This is a genomic window from Pseudomonas sp. BE134 (assembly GCF_031456105.1).
In the GTDB taxonomy this organism is placed as follows: Bacteria; Pseudomonadota; Gammaproteobacteria; order Pseudomonadales; family Pseudomonadaceae; genus Aquipseudomonas.
In genome coordinates, this window is record NZ_JAVDUA010000022.1 from 50,126 (window position 1) to 73,713 (window position 23,588).

Here is a 23,588-nt window from a genome sequence, read left to right on the forward strand (position 1 = left end):
GCCTCGATGTGTGTCCGGCGCCGTTTGCGACCGGGCATAAGATTCCTGATTAAGGACTGACGTTTCCCATGTTGACCATCGCACTGTCCAAGGGCCGCATCCTTGACGACACCCTGCCGCTTCTGGCTGAAGCGGGCATCGTGCCGACCGAGAATCCGGACAAGAGCCGCAAGCTGATCATTCCCACGACCCAGCCTGATGTACGTCTGCTGATCGTGCGCGCCACCGACGTGCCGACGTATGTCGAGCATGGTGCCGCGGACCTCGGCGTCGCCGGTAAAGATGTGCTGATGGAATATGGCGGCCAGGGCCTGTACGAGCCTTTGGACCTGCGAATTGCCCTCTGCAAGCTGATGACCGCCGGCCGTGTCGGCGATGTCGAGCCCAAGGGCCGTCTGCGGGTGGCGACCAAATTCGTCAACGTCGCCAAGCGTTACTACGCCGAGCAGGGCCGTCAGGTCGACATCATCAAGCTTTACGGCTCGATGGAACTGGCGCCGCTGATTGGTCTGGCAGACAAGATCATCGACGTGGTCGACACCGGCAACACCCTGCGCGCCAATGGCCTGGAACCCCAGGATTTCATTGCCGACATCAGCTCTAGGCTGATCGTCAACAAAGCTTCGATGAAAATGCAGCACGCCCGTATCCAGGCGTTGATCGACACCCTGCGCAAGGCAGTGGAGTCTCGACACCGCGGCTGATTTACCTGCGCGACCTTGAGTCGCGCCGTCTATCCGCCTCATAGCCAGAATTCTCAGGTGCCCAAGCGGATCGAATGTTAGCTTCGGGCGCCTGAGTTTTTGCCAATCCTATGAGGCTCTCGCTATGACCGCACCGACTGCAATTCGCCGACTCAACGCTGCTGACCCGGGTTTCGCACATCATCTGGATCATCTGCTGAGCTGGGAAAGTGTGTCTGACGACTCGGTCAATCAGCGGGTGCTGGACATCATCAAAGCCGTGCGCGAGCGTGGCGATGCCGCACTGGTGGAATTCACCCAGAAGTTCGACGGCCTGGAAGTCGCCTCGATGGCCGACTTGATACTGCCGCGCGAACGTCTGGAACTGGCGCTGACCCGAATCACCGTGCCGCAGCGCGAAGCACTGGAAAAAGCCGCAGCCCGCGTGCGCAGCTACCACGAAAAACAGAAACAGGATTCCTGGACCTACACCGAAGCCGATGGCACCGTGCTGGGCCAGAAGGTCACGCCGCTGGACCGTGCCGGTCTGTATGTACCGGGCGGCAAGGCATCGTATCCGTCCTCGGTGTTGATGAACGCGATCCCGGCCAAAGTGGCTGGCGTGACCGAAGTGGTCATGGTTGTGCCGACCCCGCGCGGTGAAATCAACGAACTGGTGCTGGCAGCGGCCTGCATTGCCGGCGTTGACCGGGTGTTCACCATCGGTGGCGCGCAAGCGGTTGCCGCACTGGCTTACGGCACCGAAAGCGTGCCGAAGGTCGACAAAGTGGTCGGCCCGGGCAACATCTATGTCGCCACCGCCAAGCGTCACGTGTTTGGTCAGGTCGGTATCGACATGATCGCCGGCCCGTCCGAGATTCTCGTGGTGTGCGACGGCCAGACCGATCCGGACTGGATCGCCATGGACCTGTTCTCCCAGGCCGAACACGATGAAGACGCCCAGGCGATTCTGGTCAGCCCGGATGCCGAGTTCCTCGACAAGGTTGCCGCGAGCATCAACAAATTGATGCCGACCATGGAGCGTGCCGGGATCATCGCAACCTCGATCAATGGCCGTGGCGCGCTGATCAAGGTGCGTGACATGGAGCAAGCCATCGAAGTGGCCAACCGCATTGCGCCGGAACACCTGGAATTGTCGGTCGCAGATCCGCAAGCCTGGTTGCCGCAGATCCGCCACGCGGGCGCGATCTTCATGGGGCGTCACACCAGCGAAGCCTTGGGCGATTACTGCGCCGGTCCGAACCACGTGTTGCCAACTTCCGGCACCGCGCGTTTCTCCTCTCCGCTGGGGGTTTACGATTTCCAGAAGCGCTCGTCGATCATCTTCTGCTCCGAGCAGGGGGCGTCCGAACTGGGCAAGACCGCTTCCGTGCTGGCCCGTGGCGAGTCGCTGACGGCCCACGCCCGCAGCGCCGAATACCGCATCATTGACGCGCTCTCCAATAAAGAGCAGGGGAAGTGAACATGAGTAAATTCTGGAGCCCCTTCGTCAAAAGCCTGGTGCCCTACGTGCCGGGCGAACAGCCGAAACTGACGAAACTGGTGAAGCTCAACACCAATGAAAACCCCTACGGTCCATCGCCTAAAGCCTTGGCCGCCATGCAGACCGAACTGAACGACAACCTGCGTTTGTACCCGGACCCGAACAGCGATGTGCTCAAGCAGGCTGTTGCCAGGTACTACGGCGTCCAGGGCAACCAGGTGTTCCTCGGCAACGGTTCCGATGAAGTCCTGGCGCACATCTTTCACGGGTTACTGCAACACGATCAGCCACTGTTGTTCCCGGATATCAGCTACAGCTTCTATCCGGTTTACTGCGGGTTGTATGGCATCCAGTTCGACGCCGTGCCGCTGGACGAGCAATTCCAGATCAACCCGTCCGACTACGCCAAGCCGAACGGCGGGATCATCTTCCCGAACCCGAACGCCCCCACCGGTTGCCTGCTGGCGCTGGATGCCGTCGAGCAAATTCTCAAGGCCAGCCCGGATTCGGTGGTCGTGGTGGATGAGGCTTATATCGACTTCGGCGGCGAGACGGCCATCAGCCTGGTCGACCGTTATCCAAACCTGCTGGTGACGCAGACCCTGTCCAAGTCCCGTTCGCTGGCCGGCCTGCGGGTTGGCCTGGCGGTGGGGCATCCGGACCTGATCGAGGCGCTGGAACGGATCAAGAACAGCTTCAACTCTTATCCGCTGGATCGTCTGGCGATTGTGGGAGCTGCGGCGGCGTTCGAGGATCGCGAGTACTTCGACAAGACGTGCCGGCTGGTCATCGATAGCCGTGACAAGGTGGTTGGACAGTTGGAGACGAAGGGGTTTGAGGTGTTGCCGTCGGCGGCGAACTTCATTTTCGCCCGTCACCCGAAGCACGATGCGGCTGGCCTCGCGGCGAAGTTGCGTGAGCAGGGCGTGATTGTTCGGCACTTCAAGCAGGAGCGGATTGCTCAGTTCCTGCGGATCAGCATTGGCACGCCAGAGCAGAATCAGGCACTGATCGACGGTCTCTGTGATTTGTAGAAATCATTGCGGCAATTGTCGTACCGACCAAGCTCAATTATCGTGAGCTTGGTCAGGCTGCTCTTGGCGTACTTACTCAGCGGCTTGCGTCAAATGTGCCAGAGACTTTTCGAGGTGGTTGTTCGGTTGTAATGAAGTCGAACACACCGGTGGCTCGGCTCACGCCGCTGTTTGATGTCAATGTTATTTTTATTGTGCCGGTTTTAGCGAAGAGGTTGGTTGTTCCATTGCTGTAAGACCATTGAAGATTGCTTTGGGTTGGGGTTGGGGTTGGGAAAGGGTAGACTAATGTTACCTCTTTGTTTTCTACGACGCCCTGGGGAAAGCCAATAGCAAGATGATAATTCGAAGATATATTAGCAATGATCATTCCGCCAGGGTTCTCACCTGCGAACTTGTGTAGTAACACGTCTTTAGAAAGAAAATCGGGTTCGCGCTCAATGGTGGCCGTAAAGGTGCCCATCTTTTGGGCGTTATTTTCTGTTACAGGATTAAGACTGGTCACGAGTGCAGCTCCTTTAGTTGTAAATAGTAAGTTTTATTCTGTGATTCTGCCTTTTGCGATATGAACGGTAACCTTGGAGTGGTTCGAGGGCTACTGTCAGAAATGACAGCTGCTTAGCTTGATTTGAAATAAGCATTGTTGAGTGAGGTTAGTAATCGTCGCAGTACTTATTGTTACTCATGATTCGATTCGTTGATAAAATTCATTGAGTAGAACAGACCTCGGCTGGAAGTAACCTGGTTGTTGTTTATCGGGACTTGTGTCTGAGTCGATATCACATTTAACCCTCCATTACCCACCAGGGTCACGGTGACGTTTTCGCAGGCCCTGCGAAACGCCAGCAGGTCAACGGTGGGGTTGGCCGGTAACCGCCCAGATATTTGAACTCACGGCAGGAACCATGCAAACGGACTGCGGGACGTCGCGTTTCGCGGTATCGGTTTTAGTCGCGTTGGAGGAGCGAATGGCGCGGTAACCCGCCGATGGGATTCGTAGTCGCAAGTAACGCTGAAGGTGTTCAGTTCGAGGGTGTCGGACTCTTCGGCGAAGACAGTATCTCGAAACAGGCCGAGGGCAAGACTTGCCACAGCGGCCATTGTTCAAGACGACATGTCTGCTGTTAGCCCACAATCCTTGGGCTAATGCTTACTCTTTTTCTTTCTCTTTGACCGGCGCCGGTGCCGGCGCTGGCGGCGGACGCAGGCCGATCTCGGCCGTGAGCTTCAGTTCTTTGCCGTTACGCATCACCTGAATCGTGACCTTGTCCGTCGGCTTGATCCGCGCGACCTGGTTCATCGAGCGGCGACCATCACCTGCGGGCTCACCGTCGATAGAGAGAATCACATCTCCCAATTGCAGGCCGGCCTTCTGCGCCGGGCCATCCCGGAAAATCCCCGCGACCACAATCCCCGGACGTCCCGACAGACCGAACGACTCCGCCAGTTCCTGACTCAAGGGCTGCACTTCAATGCCCAGCCAGCCGCGAATCACCTGGCCGTGCTCGATGATCGACTTCATCACTTCCATGGCCAGTTTGACCGGGATCGCAAATCCGATGCCTTGCGAGCCGCCGGACTTGGAGAAAATCGCGGTGTTGATGCCGGTCAGGTTGCCATTGGCGTCCACCAGCGCACCACCGGAGTTGCCGGGGTTGATCGCGGCGTCAGTCTGGATGAAATCTTCGTAGTTGTTCAGGCCCAACTGATTACGCCCGGTGGCACTGATGATGCCCATGGTCACGGTCTGGCCGACACCAAACGGGTTGCCAATGGCCAGAGCCACATCGCCGATGCGGATGTTGTCGGAACGGCCGATAGTGATAGAAGGAAGGTTCTTCAGATCAATCTTCAGGACCGCAAGGTCGGTTTCCGGGTCGCTGCCGATCACCCGGGCCAGGGTTTCGCGGCCATCCTTGAGCGCCACCACGATCTGGTCGGCACCCGTGGTCACATGGTTGTTGGTCAGCAAGTAGCCTTCCGGGCTCATGATTACGCCGGAGCCGAGGCTCGATTCCATGCGCTTCTGCTTGGGCGAGTTGTCGCCGAAGAAGCGGCGGAACTGCGGGTCTTCAAACAGCGGATGGCTTGGTTTGTTGATGACCTTGGTGGTGTACAGATTGACCACCGACGGCGCGGCCGTGGTGACGGCATCGGCGTAAGACACGGGCCCCTGTTGTACGGTGGTGGTTTGAGGTGCTTGCTGCAAATTCACGTCCAGGCTGGGAAGCCCGACCCACTCCGGGTAACGCTGAATTATCAAAAGAGCGATAAGCACGCCGGCCAATAGCGGCCAGCCGGAAAAACGCAGCGCCTTGAGCATTAAGCACGTCCTGAAAGGTTGCAGGCGGAATGAGACCGCCCATAATGTCGCGCATTATACGAGGCCAAGCACGCCTCTGAACGGGATATTTAGGAGTCTTTTATGGCCGTCGCCCTGAGCACCCTGGTCGAAGAAGCCGACCGTTACCTCGCCAGCGCCAAAATCGCTGATTACTGCCCTAACGGCTTGCAGGTCGAAGGCCGGCCGCAAGTAATGCGTATCGTCAGCGGCGTCACCGCCAGCCAGGCGCTGCTGGACGCAGCCGTCGAAGCCCAGGCCGATCTGGTGCTGGTGCATCACGGTTATTTCTGGAAAGGCGAAAACCCGTGCATCACCGGCATGAAGCAGCGTCGGTTGAAAACCTTGCTCAAGCACGACATCAGCCTGCTGTCCTACCATTTGCCGCTGGACCTGCACCCGGAAGTCGGGAACAACGTGCAACTGGCCCGGCAGTTGGACATCACCGTCGAAGGCCCGCTGGATCCGGAAAATCCTAAAGTTGTTGGCCTGGTCGGTTCGTTGAGCGAGCCGATGACGCCGCGTGATTTCGCCCGTCGTGTCCAGGAAGTCATGGGCCGCGAGCCGCTGCTGATCGAAGGCAGCGCGACGATTCGCCGGGTAGGCTGGTGCACGGGTGGCGGCCAGGGTTACATCGACCAGGCGGTGTTGGCCGGTGTCGATCTGTACCTCAGTGGCGAGGCTTCCGAGCAGACTTTCCATAGCGCCCGGGAAAACGATATCAGCTTCATCGCCGCCGGCCATCACGCCACCGAGCGTTATGGAGTACAGGCACTGGGTGATTATCTGGCACGACGTTTTGCCCTCGAACACATTTTCATCGATTGCCCGAATCCGATCTGAATCAGCCCCTATCCACTGTGGGAGCGAGCCTGCTCGCGATGGCTGTATAACATTCGACATTGATGTGACTGACGCACCGCTATCGCGAGCAGGCTCACTCCCACATGACTCAGTACACCCGAACAGGCAGGTATATTCATATACCCTTTCGATCTAGCTGGCGTCCTGATTAGAAGAGGTCGCTGTGCTAGGATTCCTCGCTCGAACACGGCCCGCTGGCCGTCCATAAGATCGTTTTCGTGAGTAGCCATGGTCGACAAACTGACGCATCTGAAACAGCTGGAGGCCGAAAGCATCCACATCATCCGCGAGGTCGCCGCCGAGTTCGATAACCCGGTGATGCTGTACTCCGTCGGTAAAGACTCCGCCGTGATGCTGCACCTTGCGCGCAAGGCGTTCTTCCCGGGCAAACTTCCGTTTCCGGTGATGCATGTCGACACCCAGTGGAAGTTCAAGGAAATGTACGCGTTCCGCGACCGCATGGTCGAAGAGCTCGGCCTGGACCTGCTGGTGCACGTCAACCCTGACGGGGTTGCGCAGGGCATCAACCCGCTGACCCACGGCAGTGCCAAGCACACCGACATCATGAAAACCGAAGGCCTCAAGCAGGCCCTCGACAAGTATGGTTTCGACGCCGCTTTCGGTGGCGCCCGCCGCGACGAAGAGAAGTCCCGTGCCAAAGAGCGCGTGTATTCCTTCCGTGATACCAAGCACCGCTGGGACCCGAAAAACCAGCGCCCGGAGCTCTGGAACGTCTACAACGGCAACGTCAACAAGGGCGAATCGATCCGCGTGTTCCCGTTGTCGAACTGGACCGAACTGGACATCTGGCAGTACATCTACCTCGAAGGCATCCCGATTGTGCCGCTGTATTTCGCCGCCGAGCGCGACGTTATCGAGATGAACGGCACCTGGATCATGATCGACGACGAACGCCTGCTCAATCACCTGAGTGATGAAGACAAGGCGCGCATCGTCAAGAAGAAGGTCCGGTTCCGTACGCTCGGCGACTACCCGCTGACCGGTGCGGTCGAGTCCGAGGCGACCAGCCTGACCGACATCATTCAGGAAATGCTCCTAACGCGAACTTCCGAACGCCAGGGCCGGGTCATCGACCACGATGGCGCAGGCTCGATGGAAGAAAAGAAACGGCAGGGGTATTTCTAAGCTTTGAGTTACAAGCGGCAAGCTGCAAGTTAAGGGCGGTATGCGTAACGTTGTGGTTTGGTGCTTGTGGCCAGTTGCTGCGAGCCGTGATCGGGTTACTCGTTATGGACTTCGAGAGACTGGTTGTTTGGCAGCGTAGCAAGTGTTTGGCGGTGGGTATTTATAGAGAGTTTGCGCGTTGCCGGGACTTTGGTTTCAAGGATCAAATCAGCCGGTCCGCACTTTCGATACCTTCCAATATTGCTGAAGGCATGGAACGGCGTAGTTCAAAGGAAAAAGTACGTTTTCTTTGGATCGCCAAGGCTTCCTGTGGGGAGTTACGCACCCAACTCCTCATTGCCCGTGAAATTGCATACATCGCCGATCCACTGGCTGAAAATTGGATTACAGAAACTCGCGAGCTTTCAAAAATGCTCTGCGGCTTGATCAACAAAATTTCTGACTAGCTGTACGCCGACAAGCTTGCCGCTTGAAGCTTACAGCTCGGAGCTTAACCCCAATGAGCCACCAATCCGATTTGATCAGCGAGGACATCCTCGCCTACCTGGGCCAGCACGAACGCAAGGAAATGCTGCGCTTTCTGACCTGTGGCAACGTCGATGACGGCAAGAGCACCCTGATCGGGCGCCTACTGCACGACTCCAAGATGATTTACGAAGATCACCTGGAAGCCATTACCCGCGACTCGAAGAAAGTCGGCACCACCGGCGATGACATTGATCTGGCGTTGCTGGTCGACGGCTTGCAGGCCGAGCGTGAGCAGGGCATCACCATCGATGTCGCTTACCGGTACTTCTCCACCGCCAAGCGCAAATTCATCATTGCCGACACCCCCGGCCATGAGCAGTACACCCGCAACATGGCCACGGGTGCATCCACCTGTGACCTGGCGATCATCCTGGTCGATGCCCGTTACGGCGTGCAGACCCAGACCCGTCGCCACAGCTTTATCGCCTCGTTGCTGGGTATCAAACACATCGTGGTCGCCATCAACAAGATGGACCTCAATGGCTTCGACGAAAAAGTCTTCGAGTCGATCAAGTCCGATTACCTGAAGTTCGCCGAAGGCATCGCCTTCAAGCCGACCACCATGGCCTTCGTGCCGATGTCGGCGCTCAAGGGCGACAACGTGGTGAACAAGTCCGAGCGCTCGCCGTGGTACACCGGCCAGTCGCTGATGGAAATTCTTGAAACCGTCGAAATCGCCAGCGACCGCAATTACGCCGACCTGCGTTTCCCGGTGCAGTACGTCAACCGTCCGAACCTGAACTTCCGTGGTTTCGCCGGCACCCTGGCCAGCGGCGTCGTGCACAAGGGCGACGAAGTGGTTGTGCTGCCGTCGGGCAAGAGCAGCCGCGTGAAATCCATCGTCACCTTTGAAGGTGAGCTGGAGCACGCAGGTCCGGGTCAGGCTGTGACGCTGACCATGGAAGACGAAATCGACATCTCCCGCGGCGACTTGCTGGTGCATGCCGACAACCTGCCGCAAGTGACTGACGGCTTCGATGCCATGCTGGTGTGGATGGCCGAAGAGCCGATGCTGCCGGGCAAGAAATACGACATCAAACGCGCCACGACGTACGTGCCGGGTTCGATCACCAGCATCGTCAACCGCGTTGACGTGAACACCCTGGAAGAAGGCCCGGCCAGCGCCTTGCAGCTGAACGAGATCGGTCGGGTCAAGATCAGCCTCGACACCGCTATCGCGCTGGACGGTTATGCGAGTAACCGCACCACCGGTTCGTTCATCGTCATCGATCGTTTGACCAATGGCACCGTCGCGGCCGGCATGATCATCGCCCAACCGGTGGCGCATGGCAGCAGCACGCACCACGGCAAGCTTGCTCATGTCGCCACCGAAGAACGCGCCCAGCGCTTCGGCCAGCAACCGGCCACCGTATTGTTCAGCGGCCTGTCGGGCGCAGGCAAAAGCACCCTGGCTTACGCGGTTGAACGCAAACTGTTCGACTTGGGCCGCGCGGTGTTTGTACTCGATGGCCAGAACCTGCGTCACGACCTGAACAAAGGTCTGCCACAGGATCGCGCCGGACGTACCGAGAACTGGCGTCGTGCGGCGCACGTTGCTCGTCAGTTCAACGAGGCCGGTCTGTTGACCCTGGCTGCATTCGTAGCGCCTAGCGCCGAAGGCCGCGTGCAGGCTCGGGAGCTGATCGGCAAGGAGCGTTTGCTCACCGTTTACGTACAGGCGTCGCCGACTGTTTGCGCCGAGCGTGATCCACAAGGGTTGTACGCCGCTGGCGGCGACAACATCCCGGGCGACTCCTTCCCGTACGACGTGCCGCTGGATGCAGACCTCGTGGTCGACACCCAGTCGCTGTCGCTGGAAGAAAGCGTCAAGCAAGTGCTGGATCTGTTGCGTCAGCGCGGCGCGATCTAAGGTAGAAGCAGCGACAAGCTTTTAGCTTCAAGCTGCAAGAAAAAACCCGCCGATGAGTGATCATCGGCGGGTTTTTTGTGTCCTTCAGATCGCCATCGCGGGCAAGCCCGCTCCCACAATTTCAGTGTTTACCGTAGATCAACTGTGGGAGTGAGCCTGCTCGCGATGAGGCCAGTACGGGCACCTCAAGACTTGGCCGGATACTCCCGATGCATCTGCTCCAGCTGCGCATCCTTGTCCAGCCACAGCTGATTGATCCACCCCTGAAACTGCAATCGATACTCCCCATCCTGGTCGTAGTTCTTGCCGATAAACTGCGGCGGAATCTTCAGTTCCTGAAAATGCACAACAACGTCCTTCACATTCCCGCAGAGCAAATCCCAATACCCCGGACGCCCGCCCGGATAGTGAATCGTCACGTTGACGATGGACTCCAGCTGCTCACCCATGGCATCCAGCACAAACGCAATGCCGCCAGCCTTGGGTTTAAGCAAATACTTGAATGGTGATTTCTGCTGCGCATGTTTTCCTTCGGTGAATCGTGTGCCCTCAACGAAATTGAAAATCCCCACCGGGCTATTACGAAACTTCGCGCAGGTTTTTCGGGTGGTTTCCAGGTCTTTGCCTTTCTTCTCCGGGTGCTTTTCCAGATACGCCTTGGAGTAGCGTTTCATGAACGGAAAGCCCAGCGTCCACCACGCCAGACCAATCACCGGTACCCAGATCAGCTCTTGTTTGAGAAAAAACTTCAATGGCTGGATGCGGCGATTGAGCACGTATTGCAGCACCATGATGTCGACCCAGCTCTGGTGGTTGCTGGTGATCAGGTACGAGTGTTGATAGTCCAGGCCTTCCAGACCGCTGAGGTGCCAGCGGGTACGGTAAACCAGGTTCATCCACGCTTTGTTGTTGCTGATCCATGCCTCATGGGTGTGGCTCATCAACCAGAGCGTGAAGCGTTGTGTGATGGCGAATGGCAGCACCTTGAAAATCGCCACGCAGAACAGAAACGAGCACAGCAAAATGGTATTGAGGGCCAACAACAACGAGGCAATCACGCCGCGTACGGCGGCAGGCAGGAAATCCAGCATTTAAACATCCATAGGTCGGTTGGCAGCCTGGATCGCGGTCAATGCGATCGTGTAGACGATGTCATCGACTTGCGCACCGCGCGGCAGGTCGTTCACCGGTTTTCGCAGGCCTTGCAGCATCGGGCCGAGGCTCACGCAGTCAGCGCTGCGCTGCACGGCTTTGTGGGTGGTATTGCCGGTGTTCAGGTCGGGGAACACGAACACCGTGGCGCGACCGGCGACCTGGCTGTTGGGTGCCAATTGCCGGGCCACGGTTTCGTTGGCGGCGGCGTCGTACTGCAACGGACCGTCGATCAGCAGCGAGTTTTGCTGCTCGTGGGCGAGCAACGTCGCTTCACGCACTTTCTCGACTTCTTCACCGCTGGCGGACTCACCACTGGAGTAGCTGATCATCGCCACGCGCGGGGTGATGCCGAACGCGGCAGCCGAGTCGGCGCTTTGCAGGGCGATTTCGGCCAGTTCGCTGGCGCTCGGATGCGGGTTCATCACGCAGTCGCCGTAGACCAGCACTTCTTCGGGGAACAGCATGAAGAACACGGACGACACCAAGGTGCAGCCCGGCGCCGTTTTAATCAGCTGCAGGGCCGGGCGGATCGTGTTGGCCGTGGAGTGAATGACGCCAGAGACGAGGCCGTCGACTTCATCCAGCGCCAGCATCATGGTGCCGATCACCACGGTGTCTTCCAGTTGCTGCTCGGCCATCGGCGCGTTGAGGCTTTTGCTTTTGCGCAGGGCGACCATCGGCTCGATGTAGCGTTCGCGAACCAGGTCCGGGTCAAGAATCTCGAGCCCCGGTGGCAGCTCGATACCTTGAGCGCGAGCCACGGCTTCGACGTCCGCCGGTTTGGCCAACAGTACGCAACGGGCAATGCCACGCGCCTGACAGATCGCCGCCGCTTGCACGGTCAGCGGCTCACTGCCTTCTGGCAGCACGATGCGTTTGTTGGCCGCCTGGGCGCGCTGGATCAATTGGTAGCGGAACACGGCGGGCGACAGGCGCATTTCACGCGGGGTGCCGCAGCGCTGGTGCAGCCAGTTGGCATCGAGGTGGCTGGCGACGAAATCGGTGATGATCTCCGCGCGCTCGCGGTCGTCGATCGGGATTTCCTTGTTCAAACCGTTCAACTGATTGGCGGTGTCGTAGGAGCCGGTGCTCACCGACAATACCGGCAAACCCGCCTGCAACGCGCCACGGCACAGGTCCATGATGCGTGGGTCGGGGAGGGTGTCGCTGGTCAGCAGCAGGCCGGCCAATGGCACGCCGTTCATGGCCGCGAGGCTGACGGCAAGAATGATGTCGTCACGATCACCGGGGGTTACCACCAGCACACCGGGCTTGAGCAGCTCCACGGTGTTGCGCATGGTACGGGCGCAGATGATGATGTTGGTCATGCGCCGGGTTTCGTAATCTCCGGCATTAAGGATTTGTGCGCCCATCAAATCCGCCACGTCGCGAGTGCGCGGGGCGTTCAATTCCGGCCGGAACGGAATGCAGCCCAGCAGACGGAAATCACCGCTGCGCAGCAATGGCGAGTGTTCCTTCATGCGCGTGGCGAAGACGTCCATGCTTTCGTCGGTCTTCACCTTGTTGAGGATCACACCGAGGACTTTCGGGTCTTTCGGGCCACCGAACAATTGCGCCTGTAATTCCACGCGGCCAGAAAGCTCAGTCAGGGCTTCGCTTTCCGGCGCAGAGACCAGAATCACGTCGGCATCGAGGCTTTTGGCCAAATGCAGGTTGACCCGCGCGGCGTAGCTGGCGCTGCGGGTCGGGACCATGCCTTCGACGACCAGCACATCTTTGCCGATGGCGGCTTGCTGATAGAGGGTGATGATTTCTTCGAGCAGCTCATCCAGTTGACCATCGCCGAGCATGCGCTCGACGTGTGCCAGGCCCAGCGGCTGAGGCGGCTTCAAGCCGTGGGTGCGGGCTACCAGTTCGGTGGAACGTTCCGGGCCGGTGTCACCCGGATGTGGCTGGGCAATCGGTTTGAAGAAACCGACCTTGAGGCCCGCACGCTCAAGTGTGCGTACCAGCCCGAGGCTGATGGAGGTCAGACCCACACCAAAGTCGGTGGGTGCAATAAAAAAAGTTTGCATGCGGATTCTCTGGAGGTGCATGGCAATGGTGACGATCTATGTCTGGTCGTCTACCGAAATTCAGTCGTCAAGGTTATCGCTAACCGGGCCTTGTGCGCACCAACCGCAATCAAAGGGCTGGCCTATTTTTTCAATACGTTGCGCGGGGTCCAAGACCCAGGCGCGCGATTGCCACGGTGGCTGGTGGCGCAGGTGCTGGGTGTGGCCGCAGGAAAGCTCGGCCACCCAATGCCCGTCCTCATCCTGATGGAAGCCGGTGACCGTTACGCCAGGCGCCTCGAACCTTCCGTCCGGGTTCTGTTCGCTTTCGGACGATTGCTTCGCTAAACTTGGCCTTTCTTCATTCTTATGCAAAAGGTCTCGCCCCATGCTGATCGCCGCCAATAAGGCTGTCTCCATCGACTATACCCTGACCAACGACGCTGGTGAGGTCATCGACAGCTCCGCCGGTGGCGCGCCGCTGGTCTACCTGCAAGGCGCAGGTAACATCATCCCGGGCCTGGAAAAGGCTCTGGAAGGCAAAGCAGTCGGCGACGAGCTGACCGTAGCCGTTGAACCTGAAGATGCCTACGGCGAATACGCTGCCGAACTGGTCAGCACCCTGAGCCGCAGCATGTTCGAAGGCGTCGATGAACTGGAAGTGGGTATGCAGTTCCACGCTTCCGCTCCGGATGGCCAGATGCAGATCGTCACCATTCGTGATCTGGACGGCGACGATGTCACCGTTGACGGCAACCACCCGTTGGCTGGTCAGCGCCTGAATTTCAAGGTCAAAATCATCGACATCCGTGACGCCAGCCAGGAAGAAATCGCTCATGGTCACGTCCATGGCGAAGGTGGCCATCACCACTGATTTTCTGCGCTAAGCTCAGAGAACTGGAGAGGCGCCCGAGGGCGCCTTTTTAGTCCGCGGCTGTCCTTGGTGGCATTACCAAGTGGCTGTTTCGAGAAGAACACGGGAATTTGGAGTTCGTCATGAGTGCTTTTCACGACCTTAAGTTGACAGCCTTGGATGGACAGGAACTACCGCTGGCGCCCTTCAAGGGGCAAGTCGTGCTGGTGGTTAACGTCGCCTCCAAATGTGGCTTGACCCCACAGTACGCGGCGCTGGAAAACCTTTACCAGCAATACAAAGGTAAAGGTTTCAGCGTGCTGGGCTTGCCTTGCAACCAGTTTGCCGGGCAGGAGCCAGGTTCCGAGAAAGAGATTCAGGAGTTTTGTAGCCTCAACTATGGCGTGACTTTTCCGTTGTCCAGCAAGCTGGAAGTCAACGGTCATGAACGTCATCAGTTGTATCGCCTGCTGGCGGGCGAGGGTGCGGAATTCCCGGGTGACATTACCTGGAACTTCGAAAAATTCCTGCTGGGCAAGGACGGCCGTGTACTGGCGCGGTTTTCGCCCCGTACGGCGCCGGATGATCCGACGATCGTTCATGCGATTGAAAAAGCGCTGAGCTGACCCTCAAAAATCGCAGCCCTCGGGCTGCGATTTTTTATGTCTGCCTTTTGACCCTTAATCACCCGGATCAATAGTGCTGGGCATCGCTCGCCACTGCGCATATTATCGCCGTCATAAAATATGATCCCGTCGATATCGTTTTCGTGGAGTGCCTCATGCCCGTTAAAGCCCTGTTCAAACCGTTCCATCTCGGCACCCTTGAACTGCCGACCCGTGTCGTCATGGCGCCGATGACCCGTTCTTTTTCGCCGGGTGGCGTACCTAACTCCAAAGTGATCGAGTACTACCGTCGCCGCGCCGCTGCCGGCGTGGGTCTGATCATCACCGAAGGCACGACCGTCGGTCACAAAGCCTCGAACGGCTACCCGAACGTGCCGCATTTCTATGGTGACGCAGCGCTGGCCGGCTGGAAGAAAGTCGTCGACGCCGTGCATGCCGAAGGCGGCAAGATCGTGCCACAGCTATGGCACGTCGGCAGTGTGCGCCGTATCGGCACCGAGCCGGACGCCAGTGTGCCGGGTTACGGCCCGTCGGAAAAACTGAAGGACGGTCAGGTCGTGGTGCACGGCATGACCAGGCAAGACATCCAGGACGTGATCGCCGCGTTCGCCCAAGCTGCCAAAGATGCCCAGAGCATTGGCATGGACGGCGTGGAAATCCACGGCGCCCATGGTTATCTGGTCGACCAGTTCTTCTGGGAAGGCAGCAACCAGCGCACCGACGAATACGGTGGTGATCTGGCCAACCGTTCACGCTTCGCGATCGAACTGATCCAGGCCGTGCGTGCAGCGGTCGGCGAAGGTTTCCCGATCATCTTCCGCTTCTCCCAGTGGAAGCAGCAGGATTACACCGCGCGTCTGGTGCAAACCCCAGAAGCGCTGGGTGAGTTCCTCAAGCCGTTGTCCGAGGCTGGCGTGGACATTTTCCATTGCTCGACACGCCGTTTCTGGGAGCCGGAATTCGACGGCTCCGAGCTGAACCTGGCGGGCTGGACCCGCAAGCTTACCGGCAAGCCGACCATCACCGTGGGCAGCGTTGGCCTGGATGGCGAGTTCCTGCAATTCATGGTCAACACCGACAAGATCGCCCAACCGGCGAGCCTGGAAAAACTGCTGGAACGCTTGAATAACGACGAATTCGACCTGGTGGCCGTCGGTCGTGCCTTGTTGGTAGACCCGGACTGGGCGCAGAAAGTACGCGACGGGCGTGAAGAAGACATCCTGCCTTTCAGCCGTGAGGCGTTGATGACCCTGGTTTAAGCGGCAGCAGGAAGGACCCCTTCGCGAGCAGGCTCGCTCCCACAGGTTTTGTGAACGACACAGAACCACTGTGGGAGCGAGCCTGCTCGCGAAAGCGGATTCAAAGTCACCAAAGGGTCAGGATAAAGTCTGTGCCTCAGGAACCAACAACTCCCCGGCACAAGCCCCTCGCAACTGCCCCTCAAACTGTTCGATAATCGCCGCCCAACCCTGTCTGCTCGCATGCTGGCGCGCATTCAATCGCACGCAACGCAAGGTCTCACGCTTTTCCAGCAGCCACGCTGCCGCATCGCAAAACGCCTCTTCATCCCCCGGCATCGCCAACACGCCGTTGTAGCCATGGCGAATATGTTGGGCCGCTGCCGCCTGGTCGTATGCCACCACTCCCAAACCTGACGCCAATGCCTCAAGCACCACGTTACCAAAGGTTTCGGTCATGCTCGGAAACAGAAACACATCGCCGGACGCGTAGTGACTGGCTAACGCTTCGCCGCGATGTGCGCCACAGAAAACAGCCTCGGGCAGTTCCTGCTCCAGCGCCGCTCGTTGAGGGCCGTCGCCAATCACGATCAAGCGTAGGTGGCGCTGTGGAAAAGTGGCTTTCAGTACACCGAAACTACGCTTGAGCAAGCCCAGGTTTTTCTCGGGAGCCAAACGCCCGACATGAATGACCGCAATGTCATCCTCGGCCAGCCCCCATTGTTCGCGCAGCGAGGTCAGCCTTTTGCTCGGGTGAAACAATTGGCTGTCGACACCCCGGGAGAGCAAAGCCAGACGCTCGAAATGCCGACGCTCAAGCTCCAGCCGCTGGCTGGGGCTCGGCACCAGTGTCAGGGTCGAGCGGTTGTGAAACCAGCGCAAATAGTGAGTCAGCAATCGGGTCAGCATCCCCAGCCCGTATTGACTGGAGTACTGCTGAAAGTTGGTGTGAAAGCCGCTGACCACCGAGATCCCCAATCGCCGTGCTGCGCGTAATGCGGACAACCCCAAGGGCCCTTCGGTGGCGATGTACAGCACGTCCGGGCGATGGCGCGTCCAGCGCCTTAACAGCTTGTGCATCGACGACTGGCCCCATTGCAAACCGGGATAACCCGGCAGCGGCCAGCCGCGACACAACAGCAAATCATCGTTGTTGCTCAGCTGCTGATCACACACCTGGCGTGGCCGCACCAACTCCACCTGATGCCCGCGCGCGCGCAAGCCGTCGCACAAACGGCCAAGGGTATTGGCCACGCCGTTGATTTCCGGTGGGAATGTTTCAGTGATGAGGGTGATATGCAGAGCTGTCGTCATGACCTCAGTGTCGGCTGAGGCCATGTCGGCATTGTGGCGCTTTGATGATGGATTTATGACCCGTTCAGCGCTGGGTTACGAGATTCTCCGCGCCGCGCTCACGCACCCAGAACAACGTCGCCCCGGCCACGGCGGCCGGCATCATCAGGATGTTCACCACTGGGATCAGCAGCACCAGATACACGCTGCCGCCGAAACTCATACTCTGCCAGCGCTTCTCGCGCAGCCAGGCGAGCATCTCGTTCCAGCCCAGCTTGTGGTTGTCTGCCGGGTAGTCGATGTACTGGATCGCCATCATCCACACCCCGAACAGCAGCCACAGCGGTGCGGCAATGATGTTCACCACCGGGATGAAGGACAGGATGAACAGCCCGATGGCCCGTGGCAGGAAGTAGCCGAGTTTGCGCATCTCCCGAGCCAGGGTGCGCGGGACCATGGCGGTCAGCTCACCCCAGCTGAAGGCCGGGAAGTCGTCGGTGCCACGCACCACCACTTCGACTTTTTCCGCGAGGAAGCCGTTGAAAGGCGCGGCGATGACGTTGGCGAGCATGGTGAAGGTGAAAAACACCATCAACACCACCAGCACCACAAAAATCGGCCAGAGGATGTAACTGAGAAAATTCAGCCAGTCGGGCAAGGTCGGCATCAGCGTATCGACCCACAGGCTGAATTGATGGCCGGCCAGATAAATCAATCCGACGAACAGCACGAGGTTGATTGCCAGCGGCAATAACACGAATAAACGCAAGCTGGGACTCAGAACCAGCTTGAGGCCTTCGCGCAGGTATTGCGGTCCGGACAGGACAGGTGCGGGCATAACGTGCTCCGGGCAGAGGGAAACGCGCCGACCTTACCGGCTTTGCCGGAAGGGGGAAAGCGCAGCAGTGGAATCGACATTCACTGTAACAAAGACGTCTTTATAGTCTCGTCGGTGGGATAGAGACCACCTATGAGCTGGATTGTTAAACCGTATTTCCTTAATCTTCGCCCCCTCGATACGCTGCACCCAATCTTTTTGCAGGACTGTCGTACTCAAGCCTTCCCCAAGGTTTACCACGGTTCTTTTTTATTCCCGCCGGCAACCCGGCGTTCCGCGCCCGGTGTACAGGGCCGGTCAACAGGAGCAGGTCATGTCTGAAGCCCGTCATTCGCGAGTGATTATTCTCGGTTCCGGCCCTGCCGGTTACAGCGCTGCGGTCTATGCCGCCCGTGCCAACCTCAAGCCACTGCTGATCACCGGCATGCAAGCCGGCGGTCAACTGACCACCACCACCGAAGTCGACAACTGGCCGGGCGATGTCCACGGCCTGACCGGCCCGGCGTTGATGGAGCGCATGAAAGAACACGCCGAGCGCTTTGAAACCGAGATCGTTTTCGATCACATCAATGCCGTGGACTTCGCTTCCAAGCCGTACACCCTGGTCGGCGACAGCGCGACGTACACCTGCGACGCTCTGATCATCGCCACCGGCGCCAGCGCTCGTTACCTGGGCCTGCCGTCCGAAGAAGCATTCATGGGCAAAGGCGTTTCGGCCTGCGCGACCTGCGACGGTTTCTTCTATCGCAACAAGCCTGTGGCTGTGGTCGGCGGCGGCAACACCGCTGTTGAAGAAGCCCTGTACCTGGCCAATATCGCCAGCAAAGTGACCCTGATCCACCGCCGCGAAACCTTCCGCGCCGAGAAGATCCTGATCGACAAGCTCAATGCCCGGGTTGCCGAAGGCAAGATCGAGTTGAAATTGAACTCGAACCTGGACGAAGTCCTGGGCGACAACATGGGTGTGACCGGTGCTCGCCTGAAGAACAACGACGGCAGCTTCGACGAGCTGAAAGTCGACGGCGTGTTCATCGCCATCGGCCACACCCCGAACACCTCGTTGTTCGAAGGTCAGCTGACGCTGAAAGACGGTTATCTGGTGGTGCAAGGCGGTCGTGAAGGCAACGCGACGGCGACCAGCGTCGAAGGTATCTTTGCCGCCGGTGACGTGGCTGACCACGTTTACCGTCAGGCCATCACCTCGGCCGGCGCTGGCTGCATGGCCGCACTGGACACCGAGCGTTACCTGGACGACCTGCAGAACGCCACGATCTGAGATCGTTGAAATGAAAAAACCGGTTTTGCAGCCGGTTTTTTTGTGCCCACAATTTAATGCCTGATCACATTCCAATGTGGGAGCGAGCCTGCTCGCGATAGCGGAGTATCAGCCGACATCTATGTTGAATGATAAATTGCTATCGCGAGCAGGCTCGCTCCCACAGGTTCGCCTGTGTTCATCAGCCTTTGAACCGCTCTTGGACAAAGTCCATCACCTTCAGTGATTTATAGATCGCATTGGCAGCCACTCGACCGAACGGCCCGCCGTTCCAGTCCAGCAAGTACGGCTTGAACAACTCATGGCGCGCACTTTCCCCGCACACGGCTTCGGCAATCACCCTGCCGCCGATTGAGCCGGTATTCAAACCGTGTCCACCAAAAGAAGTGCAGGCCCAGACGCCCGGCTCCAGTAGCCCCAGGTTGGGCATTTTGTTGGTGGAGTAACCCATCAGGCCGGACCAGGCCATTTCGATTTTTACCGGAGCCAGTTGTGGATAGACCGACACCATGTCGGCCTTGAGCATGGCTGCCAGTGCTTTCTCGTTCTGTTCATTGCGGGTGGTAATGCGTCCACCCCAAAGCAGGCGGTCGCCTTCGACGATGCGATAGTAATCCGAAGCGCGACGGTCATCGGAGAAGGCCGCACCGGAGTCGAGGACGGTTTTGATCGAGTCGCCCAAGTGTTCAGTCAACACTACGTAAGTGGCGATGGGCAGGTACGCGCGACTGAGTTTTTGCAGCTCGGGGCCACCGTACCCCCCCGCGCAGAACACCAGACCCTTGCAGCGCACGGTGCCACGCGCGGTCTTGGCGATTTTGTCGTTGCCTTCGCGATGCCAGGCGAGCATTTTCGATTGCTCGAAAATTCTGCCTCCCGCCGTTTCAATGGCGAGGGCCAGGCCCAGGCAATAATTGAGCGGGTGGAAATGCATGGCGTTCGGATCTTCGACACCCTGAAAGTAGCGAACGGTGTGTGCCCGTTCGCGGACCTGAGCGGTATCGAGGTAGTTGAGTTCATAACCGAAGTCGCGGCGCATGGTTTCGATGTGGTTTTTCACGCCCGCGCCGTCGTCGTAGCGCTTGACCCGAATCGTGCCCGCAGATGGCGCGCAACCGGGCAGAGCCAGTTCGATGATGTTGCGGCGGACAATCTCCACGCCTTCGGCCGACATCTGGAACAGCGCCCTGGCGTGGTCCAGCCCAAGTTTCTTGCGAATCGCTCCGGACCCCTCAGCCCAACCGGGCGAGACCACGCCGCCATTGCGGCCGGACGCACCCCAGGCCACCTGATTGGCTTCAAGAATGATCACCCGCTTGCCGCGACGCGTCAGCTCCAGGGCGGCAGTGAGGCCGGTGATGCCGGCACCGATGATGCACACGTCGCAAGTTTCGTCCGTGTTCAATTCTGGCCTGGCCGCGCGTGGCAGCGAGGTTTGGGAATACCAGGTGTTGGGGAAGGACATGGTCGATCCTTGAGAAATGGCCAGTAAATTATGCGTACGTCAAACATTGTGGGAGCGGGCCTGCTCGCGAAAAAACGCAAGGTCGACGCGGGCATTCAGCAAAGCCGTGTCATCGTTGACGTCCATCGCGAGCAGGCTCGCTCCCACAGTGGGAAGGCGTACTACTTGAGAGTCGAGTAATCCACGCCGTACCACTTGTCCGACAGCTTGGTCAGCGTGCCGTCCTTGTGCATCTCGCCGATGATTTCACCCAGCTTGGCTTTTAGCTCCGGATCACCCTTGTCGGTGGCAATGGCCAGAGGTTCGAAAAACACCACGGTGTTGTCGACGGCGCGCAGCGGGTAGCCTTTCTTTACGGCGGCATCCAGGGTGCTGCGTTGCGTGAGGATGGCATCCAGTCGGGTACCATCGCCCAGGCGCAGATCGTCGAGCGGGCCGACAGAGCCTGCGTAGGTCTTCATTTTTTCGGTTTTTACGTCATAGACGACGGGCGGTACGTCAGTGGTTTCGATGGCCAGCGCCTGGCTGAAATAGTCTTCTGACGTGGTGCCGCCTTCGACGCCGATGGTTTTGCCATTGAGTGCCTTGTGGTCGGAGACCGTGGATTTGTTGTGCACCGCAAACACATAAGGCACGTAGTAGTAAGTCCCGGGGAAATCGAGAATCCGTGCCCGACTTTTCGTCGCGGTCATCGAGCCCACGGAAACGTCCCAGCGACCATTCCATTTGCCGGCGGTAATCACATCCCAGTCGGGCGTGATGAATTTGGCCTCGACGCCGAGACGCTTGGCAATCTCCTTGGACACATCGATATCAAAACCGTCGATTTCATTTTTGTCGTTGATGAACCCCTGCGGCGGCCAGGTCGCCGACGTAGCGACGGTCAACGTCTTGCTGCTCTGGATCTTGTCCAGCACGGCACCGGCATTGGCGACGCCGACAAACAACAGTGACAGGGAGGCTGCGAGGGTGATTGCGTGTTTCTTACTGAGCATGTCCATCTCCACTTCTCGTTATTGTTATGCGGGGTAAAACGCTTCTCAGTGACCGATAATTTGCGACAGAAATTTCTGCGCGCGTTCGGTCTGCGGGTTGTTGAAAAACTCGGCAGGGGTGGCCTGTTCGATGACCTGGCCCTGATCCATGAACAACACCCGGTCGGCGACCTTGCTGGCAAAACCCATTTCGTGGGTCACGCAGATCATGGTCATGCCGTCGGTGGCCAATTCGCTCATGACGTCCAGCACTTCGTGGACCATTTCCGGGTCCAGCGCGGAGGTCGGTTCGTCGAACAGCATCACTTTGGGGTTCATGCACAGCGCCCGGGCAATCGCCACGCGCTGCTGCTGACCGCCGGACAGTTGCGAGGGATACTTGTCGGCATGCTCGGCAATGCGTACGCGTTCGAGATAAACCTGTGCGCGTTTCTTCGCTTCGGCGGATGAAACGCCCTGTACCAATTGCGGGGCCAGGGTCAGGTTGTCCATCACACTCAAGTGCGGGAACAGGTTGAAGCTCTGAAACACCATGCCGATTTCGCTGCGCACGGCGCTGACACTTTCCGCTTCGCTGGTGAGGGTGATGCCGTTGACCTGAATGTGTCCTTTCTGAAAGTTTTCCAGGTGGTTGATGCAGCGAATCATCGTCGATTTACCCGAGCCTGACGGCCCGCACACCACCAGAATTTCGCCGGTGGCGACGTTCAGGTCGACATCGCGCAAGGCGTGAAAATTGCCGTACCACTTGTTCAGGCCCGTAATCGAGATCATCGAAGGGCCGGGATTTACAGCCGGGGCCAGGTCGAGTTGTTCAGCGGTGTTGGTTCGAGTCATCACGTATCAGCCCCTTGCCGTGGAACGGTTGACCCGCTTTTCGATTCGCGCCTGCACCCGTTCGAGAATGAACGACAGCGCCCAGTAAATCATTGCCGCAGTAATCAGCATCTCCAGGTGGCGGAAGTCTGCCCGGCCCTGGGTCTTGGCCAGGTACATCAGTTCCCAGACACCGATCACCGACACCAGCGAACTGTCCTTGAGCATGGCGATAAACTGATTGCCGGTCGGCGGAATGATCACCCGCAAGGCCTGGGGCATGATCACGCGGCTGAGGGTTTTGAACGGGCTGATGTTCAGGGCTCGCGAAGCTTCCCACTGGCCGACCGGAATGCTCTGGATACCGGCACGGAAAATCTCGGTCATGTAGGCGCCGTAGCACAGTGACAGGGCGAGGATGCCGGCCGGCACCGCGTCAACCACATAGCCGAGTTGCGGCAGGCCCAGGTAAATCAGGTAGATCTGAATCAGCAGCGGCACGCCGCGAAAGAACGAGGTGTAGAAAGAGGCGAGGGCATTGGCCAAACCGTTATTCGACAGCTTCGCCACCGCGCCGATCAGCGCCAGAACAAACGCGATCACAATGGCCAACGCGGAGATGTACAAAGTGGTGGCAGCGCCCTGGAGGATCAGGAAACCGACTTTGTCGAGAATGAAGCTGTAGGAGAGGTCGAAAGTATCGAAGAACGCGAGAAACAGGATCAGCAGCTCGACCCACACCACGGTGGTCTGCACCTTGAACTTCAAGCGCCCGAGGACATGGAAGTTCAGCGTGCCCAGTACGGCAATGCCAAGGCCAGTGGCGATGTTGCGAGCGGTGAGGCTGTCCGGGGTATTGCCCAACAGCGGTTGCAAAAAATGGCTTAGGGCGCTGTTGCCCAGGTTCATCAGGTAAGAACCGAGGAACAGCACCACGGCGACGGCGAGCAGGAATTGAGGATCGTTGGACTTTTTCTTATAAATTATATTGTCGTGATACATGACGGCCTCAATGTGTAGGTGGTGATGTTCTCGCTAGGTAAAGGGG

The 23,588-nt window shown here is 58.5% G+C and carries 22 protein-coding genes and 1 pseudogene; 11 read left to right on the top strand and 12 right to left on the bottom strand.

Going from position 1 to position 23,588, the window contains the following annotated elements; genetic code table 11:
• Positions 1–68: 68 nt before the first annotated feature.
• The 3 genes from hisG (at position 69) to hisC (ending at position 3,221) form a co-directional block, all read left to right on the top strand.
• Positions 69–704 carry an ATP phosphoribosyltransferase gene (gene hisG / locus J2Y56_RS18670; RefSeq protein WP_007942738.1) on the top strand — a complete coding sequence of 212 codons (636 nt, stop codon included), beginning with the start codon at positions 69–71 and terminating at the stop codon, positions 702–704.
• Positions 705–828: 124 nt separating this feature from the next.
• The gene (hisD, locus tag J2Y56_RS18675) at positions 829–2,166 is read left to right on the top strand and encodes a histidinol dehydrogenase (protein WP_007942736.1); all 1,338 of its coding nucleotides are present in this window, start codon (positions 829–831) and stop codon (positions 2,164–2,166) included.
• Positions 2,167–2,168: 2 nt separating this feature from the next.
• Positions 2,169–3,221, top strand: a complete 1,053-nt coding sequence (gene hisC, locus J2Y56_RS18680; RefSeq protein ID WP_310334230.1) for a histidinol-phosphate transaminase — start codon at positions 2,169–2,171, stop codon at positions 3,219–3,221.
• Between the two features lie 76 nt (positions 3,222–3,297).
• Here hisC and J2Y56_RS18685 read toward each other — a convergent pair whose 3' ends face one another.
• The 3 genes and pseudogenes from J2Y56_RS18685 to algW all read right to left on the bottom strand — a co-directional run bounded on the left by J2Y56_RS18685 (position 3,298) and on the right by algW (position 5,544).
• Entirely contained in the window at positions 3,298–3,726 is a 429-nt protein-coding gene (locus tag J2Y56_RS18685) for a hypothetical protein (RefSeq protein ID WP_007942733.1), read from the bottom strand.
• Between the two features lie 393 nt (positions 3,727–4,119).
• Positions 4,120–4,322 (bottom strand): annotated as a pseudogene (locus tag J2Y56_RS28515) (hypothetical protein); the annotation flags it as partial.
• 49 nt (positions 4,323–4,371) lie between these two features.
• On the bottom strand, positions 4,372–5,544 hold the full coding sequence (gene algW / locus J2Y56_RS18690; protein ID WP_310334228.1) for a Do family serine endopeptidase AlgW: 1,173 nt from the start codon (positions 5,542–5,544) through the stop codon (positions 4,372–4,374).
• 102 nt (positions 5,545–5,646) lie between these two features.
• On the opposite strand from algW, the gene J2Y56_RS18695 reads away from it, so the two are divergent.
• From J2Y56_RS18695 to cysN, 4 genes are all read left to right on the top strand, one after another.
• The gene (locus tag J2Y56_RS18695; RefSeq protein ID WP_007942731.1) at positions 5,647–6,405 is read left to right on the top strand and encodes a Nif3-like dinuclear metal center hexameric protein; all 759 of its coding nucleotides are present in this window, start codon (positions 5,647–5,649) and stop codon (positions 6,403–6,405) included.
• 249 nt (positions 6,406–6,654) lie between these two features.
• A complete protein-coding gene (cysD, locus tag J2Y56_RS18700) occupies positions 6,655–7,572 on the top strand; it encodes a sulfate adenylyltransferase subunit CysD (protein ID WP_007942729.1) in 918 nt (305 codons plus the stop codon).
• Between the two features lie 104 nt (positions 7,573–7,676).
• Positions 7,677–8,018 carry a four helix bundle protein gene (locus tag J2Y56_RS18705; protein WP_033048668.1) on the top strand — a complete coding sequence of 114 codons (342 nt, stop codon included), beginning with the start codon at positions 7,677–7,679 and terminating at the stop codon, positions 8,016–8,018.
• 53 nt (positions 8,019–8,071) lie between these two features.
• Positions 8,072–9,970, top strand: a complete 1,899-nt coding sequence (cysN, locus tag J2Y56_RS18710; RefSeq protein WP_310351893.1) for a sulfate adenylyltransferase subunit CysN — start codon at positions 8,072–8,074, stop codon at positions 9,968–9,970.
• 185 nt (positions 9,971–10,155) lie between these two features.
• Here the strand turns inward: cysN and J2Y56_RS18715 are convergent, their stop codons facing one another.
• Genes J2Y56_RS18715 through J2Y56_RS18725 form a run of 3 tightly spaced genes read right to left on the bottom strand, consistent with a single transcriptional unit; the run spans position 10,156 to position 13,560 of the window.
• A complete protein-coding gene (locus J2Y56_RS18715; protein ID WP_310351896.1) occupies positions 10,156–11,061 on the bottom strand; it encodes an acyltransferase in 906 nt (301 codons plus the stop codon).
• Positions 11,062–13,161, bottom strand: coding sequence for a phosphate acetyltransferase (pta, locus tag J2Y56_RS18720; protein ID WP_310351899.1), 2,100 nt, complete (start codon positions 13,159–13,161; stop codon positions 11,062–11,064).
• A 60-nt stretch (positions 13,162–13,221) separates the two neighbouring features.
• Positions 13,222–13,560 carry a DUF3565 domain-containing protein gene (locus J2Y56_RS18725; protein ID WP_033048681.1) on the bottom strand — a complete coding sequence of 113 codons (339 nt, stop codon included), beginning with the start codon at positions 13,558–13,560 and terminating at the stop codon, positions 13,222–13,224.
• Here J2Y56_RS18725 and J2Y56_RS18730 point away from each other — a divergent pair.
• The 3 genes from J2Y56_RS18730 (at position 13,529) to J2Y56_RS18740 (ending at position 15,878) form a co-directional block, all read left to right on the top strand.
• Positions 13,529–14,014: a peptidylprolyl isomerase gene (locus J2Y56_RS18730; protein ID WP_007942724.1), complete on the top strand. Its 486-nt coding sequence runs from the start codon at positions 13,529–13,531 to the stop codon at positions 14,012–14,014. The genes J2Y56_RS18725 and J2Y56_RS18730 overlap by 32 nt on opposite strands.
• Positions 14,015–14,136: 122 nt before the next feature.
• Positions 14,137–14,619: a glutathione peroxidase gene (locus J2Y56_RS18735; protein ID WP_007942723.1), complete on the top strand. Its 483-nt coding sequence runs from the start codon at positions 14,137–14,139 to the stop codon at positions 14,617–14,619.
• Between the two features lie 155 nt (positions 14,620–14,774).
• Positions 14,775–15,878, top strand: a complete 1,104-nt coding sequence (locus J2Y56_RS18740) for an NADH:flavin oxidoreductase (protein WP_310351901.1) — start codon at positions 14,775–14,777, stop codon at positions 15,876–15,878.
• Positions 15,879–15,995: 117 nt separating this feature from the next.
• Here the strand turns inward: J2Y56_RS18740 and J2Y56_RS18745 are convergent, their stop codons facing one another.
• Complete coding sequence (locus J2Y56_RS18745) at positions 15,996–17,195, bottom strand: glycosyltransferase family 1 protein (protein ID WP_310334220.1); 1,200 nt, start codon at positions 17,193–17,195, stop codon at positions 15,996–15,998.
• A gap of 40 nt (positions 17,196–17,235) precedes the next feature.
• Positions 17,236–17,988: a sulfate transporter CysZ gene (gene cysZ, locus J2Y56_RS18750; RefSeq protein ID WP_007942718.1), complete on the bottom strand. Its 753-nt coding sequence runs from the start codon at positions 17,986–17,988 to the stop codon at positions 17,236–17,238.
• Positions 17,989–18,301: 313 nt separating this feature from the next.
• Between cysZ and trxB the strand changes: the two genes are divergently transcribed.
• Entirely contained in the window at positions 18,302–19,264 is a 963-nt protein-coding gene (gene trxB / locus J2Y56_RS18755; protein ID WP_310351905.1) for a thioredoxin-disulfide reductase, read from the top strand.
• 181 nt (positions 19,265–19,445) lie between these two features.
• Here the strand turns inward: trxB and J2Y56_RS18760 are convergent, their stop codons facing one another.
• The 4 genes from J2Y56_RS18760 to J2Y56_RS18775 all read right to left on the bottom strand — a co-directional run bounded on the left by J2Y56_RS18760 (position 19,446) and on the right by J2Y56_RS18775 (position 23,542).
• On the bottom strand, positions 19,446–20,729 hold the full coding sequence (locus J2Y56_RS18760) for an FAD-binding oxidoreductase (protein ID WP_310351908.1): 1,284 nt from the start codon (positions 20,727–20,729) through the stop codon (positions 19,446–19,448).
• A 161-nt stretch (positions 20,730–20,890) separates the two neighbouring features.
• Positions 20,891–21,724 carry a transporter substrate-binding domain-containing protein gene (locus J2Y56_RS18765; protein WP_007944627.1) on the bottom strand — a complete coding sequence of 278 codons (834 nt, stop codon included), beginning with the start codon at positions 21,722–21,724 and terminating at the stop codon, positions 20,891–20,893.
• Between the two features lie 45 nt (positions 21,725–21,769).
• Positions 21,770–22,561, bottom strand: coding sequence for an amino acid ABC transporter ATP-binding protein (locus J2Y56_RS18770; protein WP_310351909.1), 792 nt, complete (start codon positions 22,559–22,561; stop codon positions 21,770–21,772).
• Between the two features lie 6 nt (positions 22,562–22,567).
• Entirely contained in the window at positions 22,568–23,542 is a 975-nt protein-coding gene (locus tag J2Y56_RS18775) for an amino acid ABC transporter permease (protein ID WP_310351911.1), read from the bottom strand.
• Between the last annotated feature and the right edge of the window lie 46 nt (positions 23,543–23,588).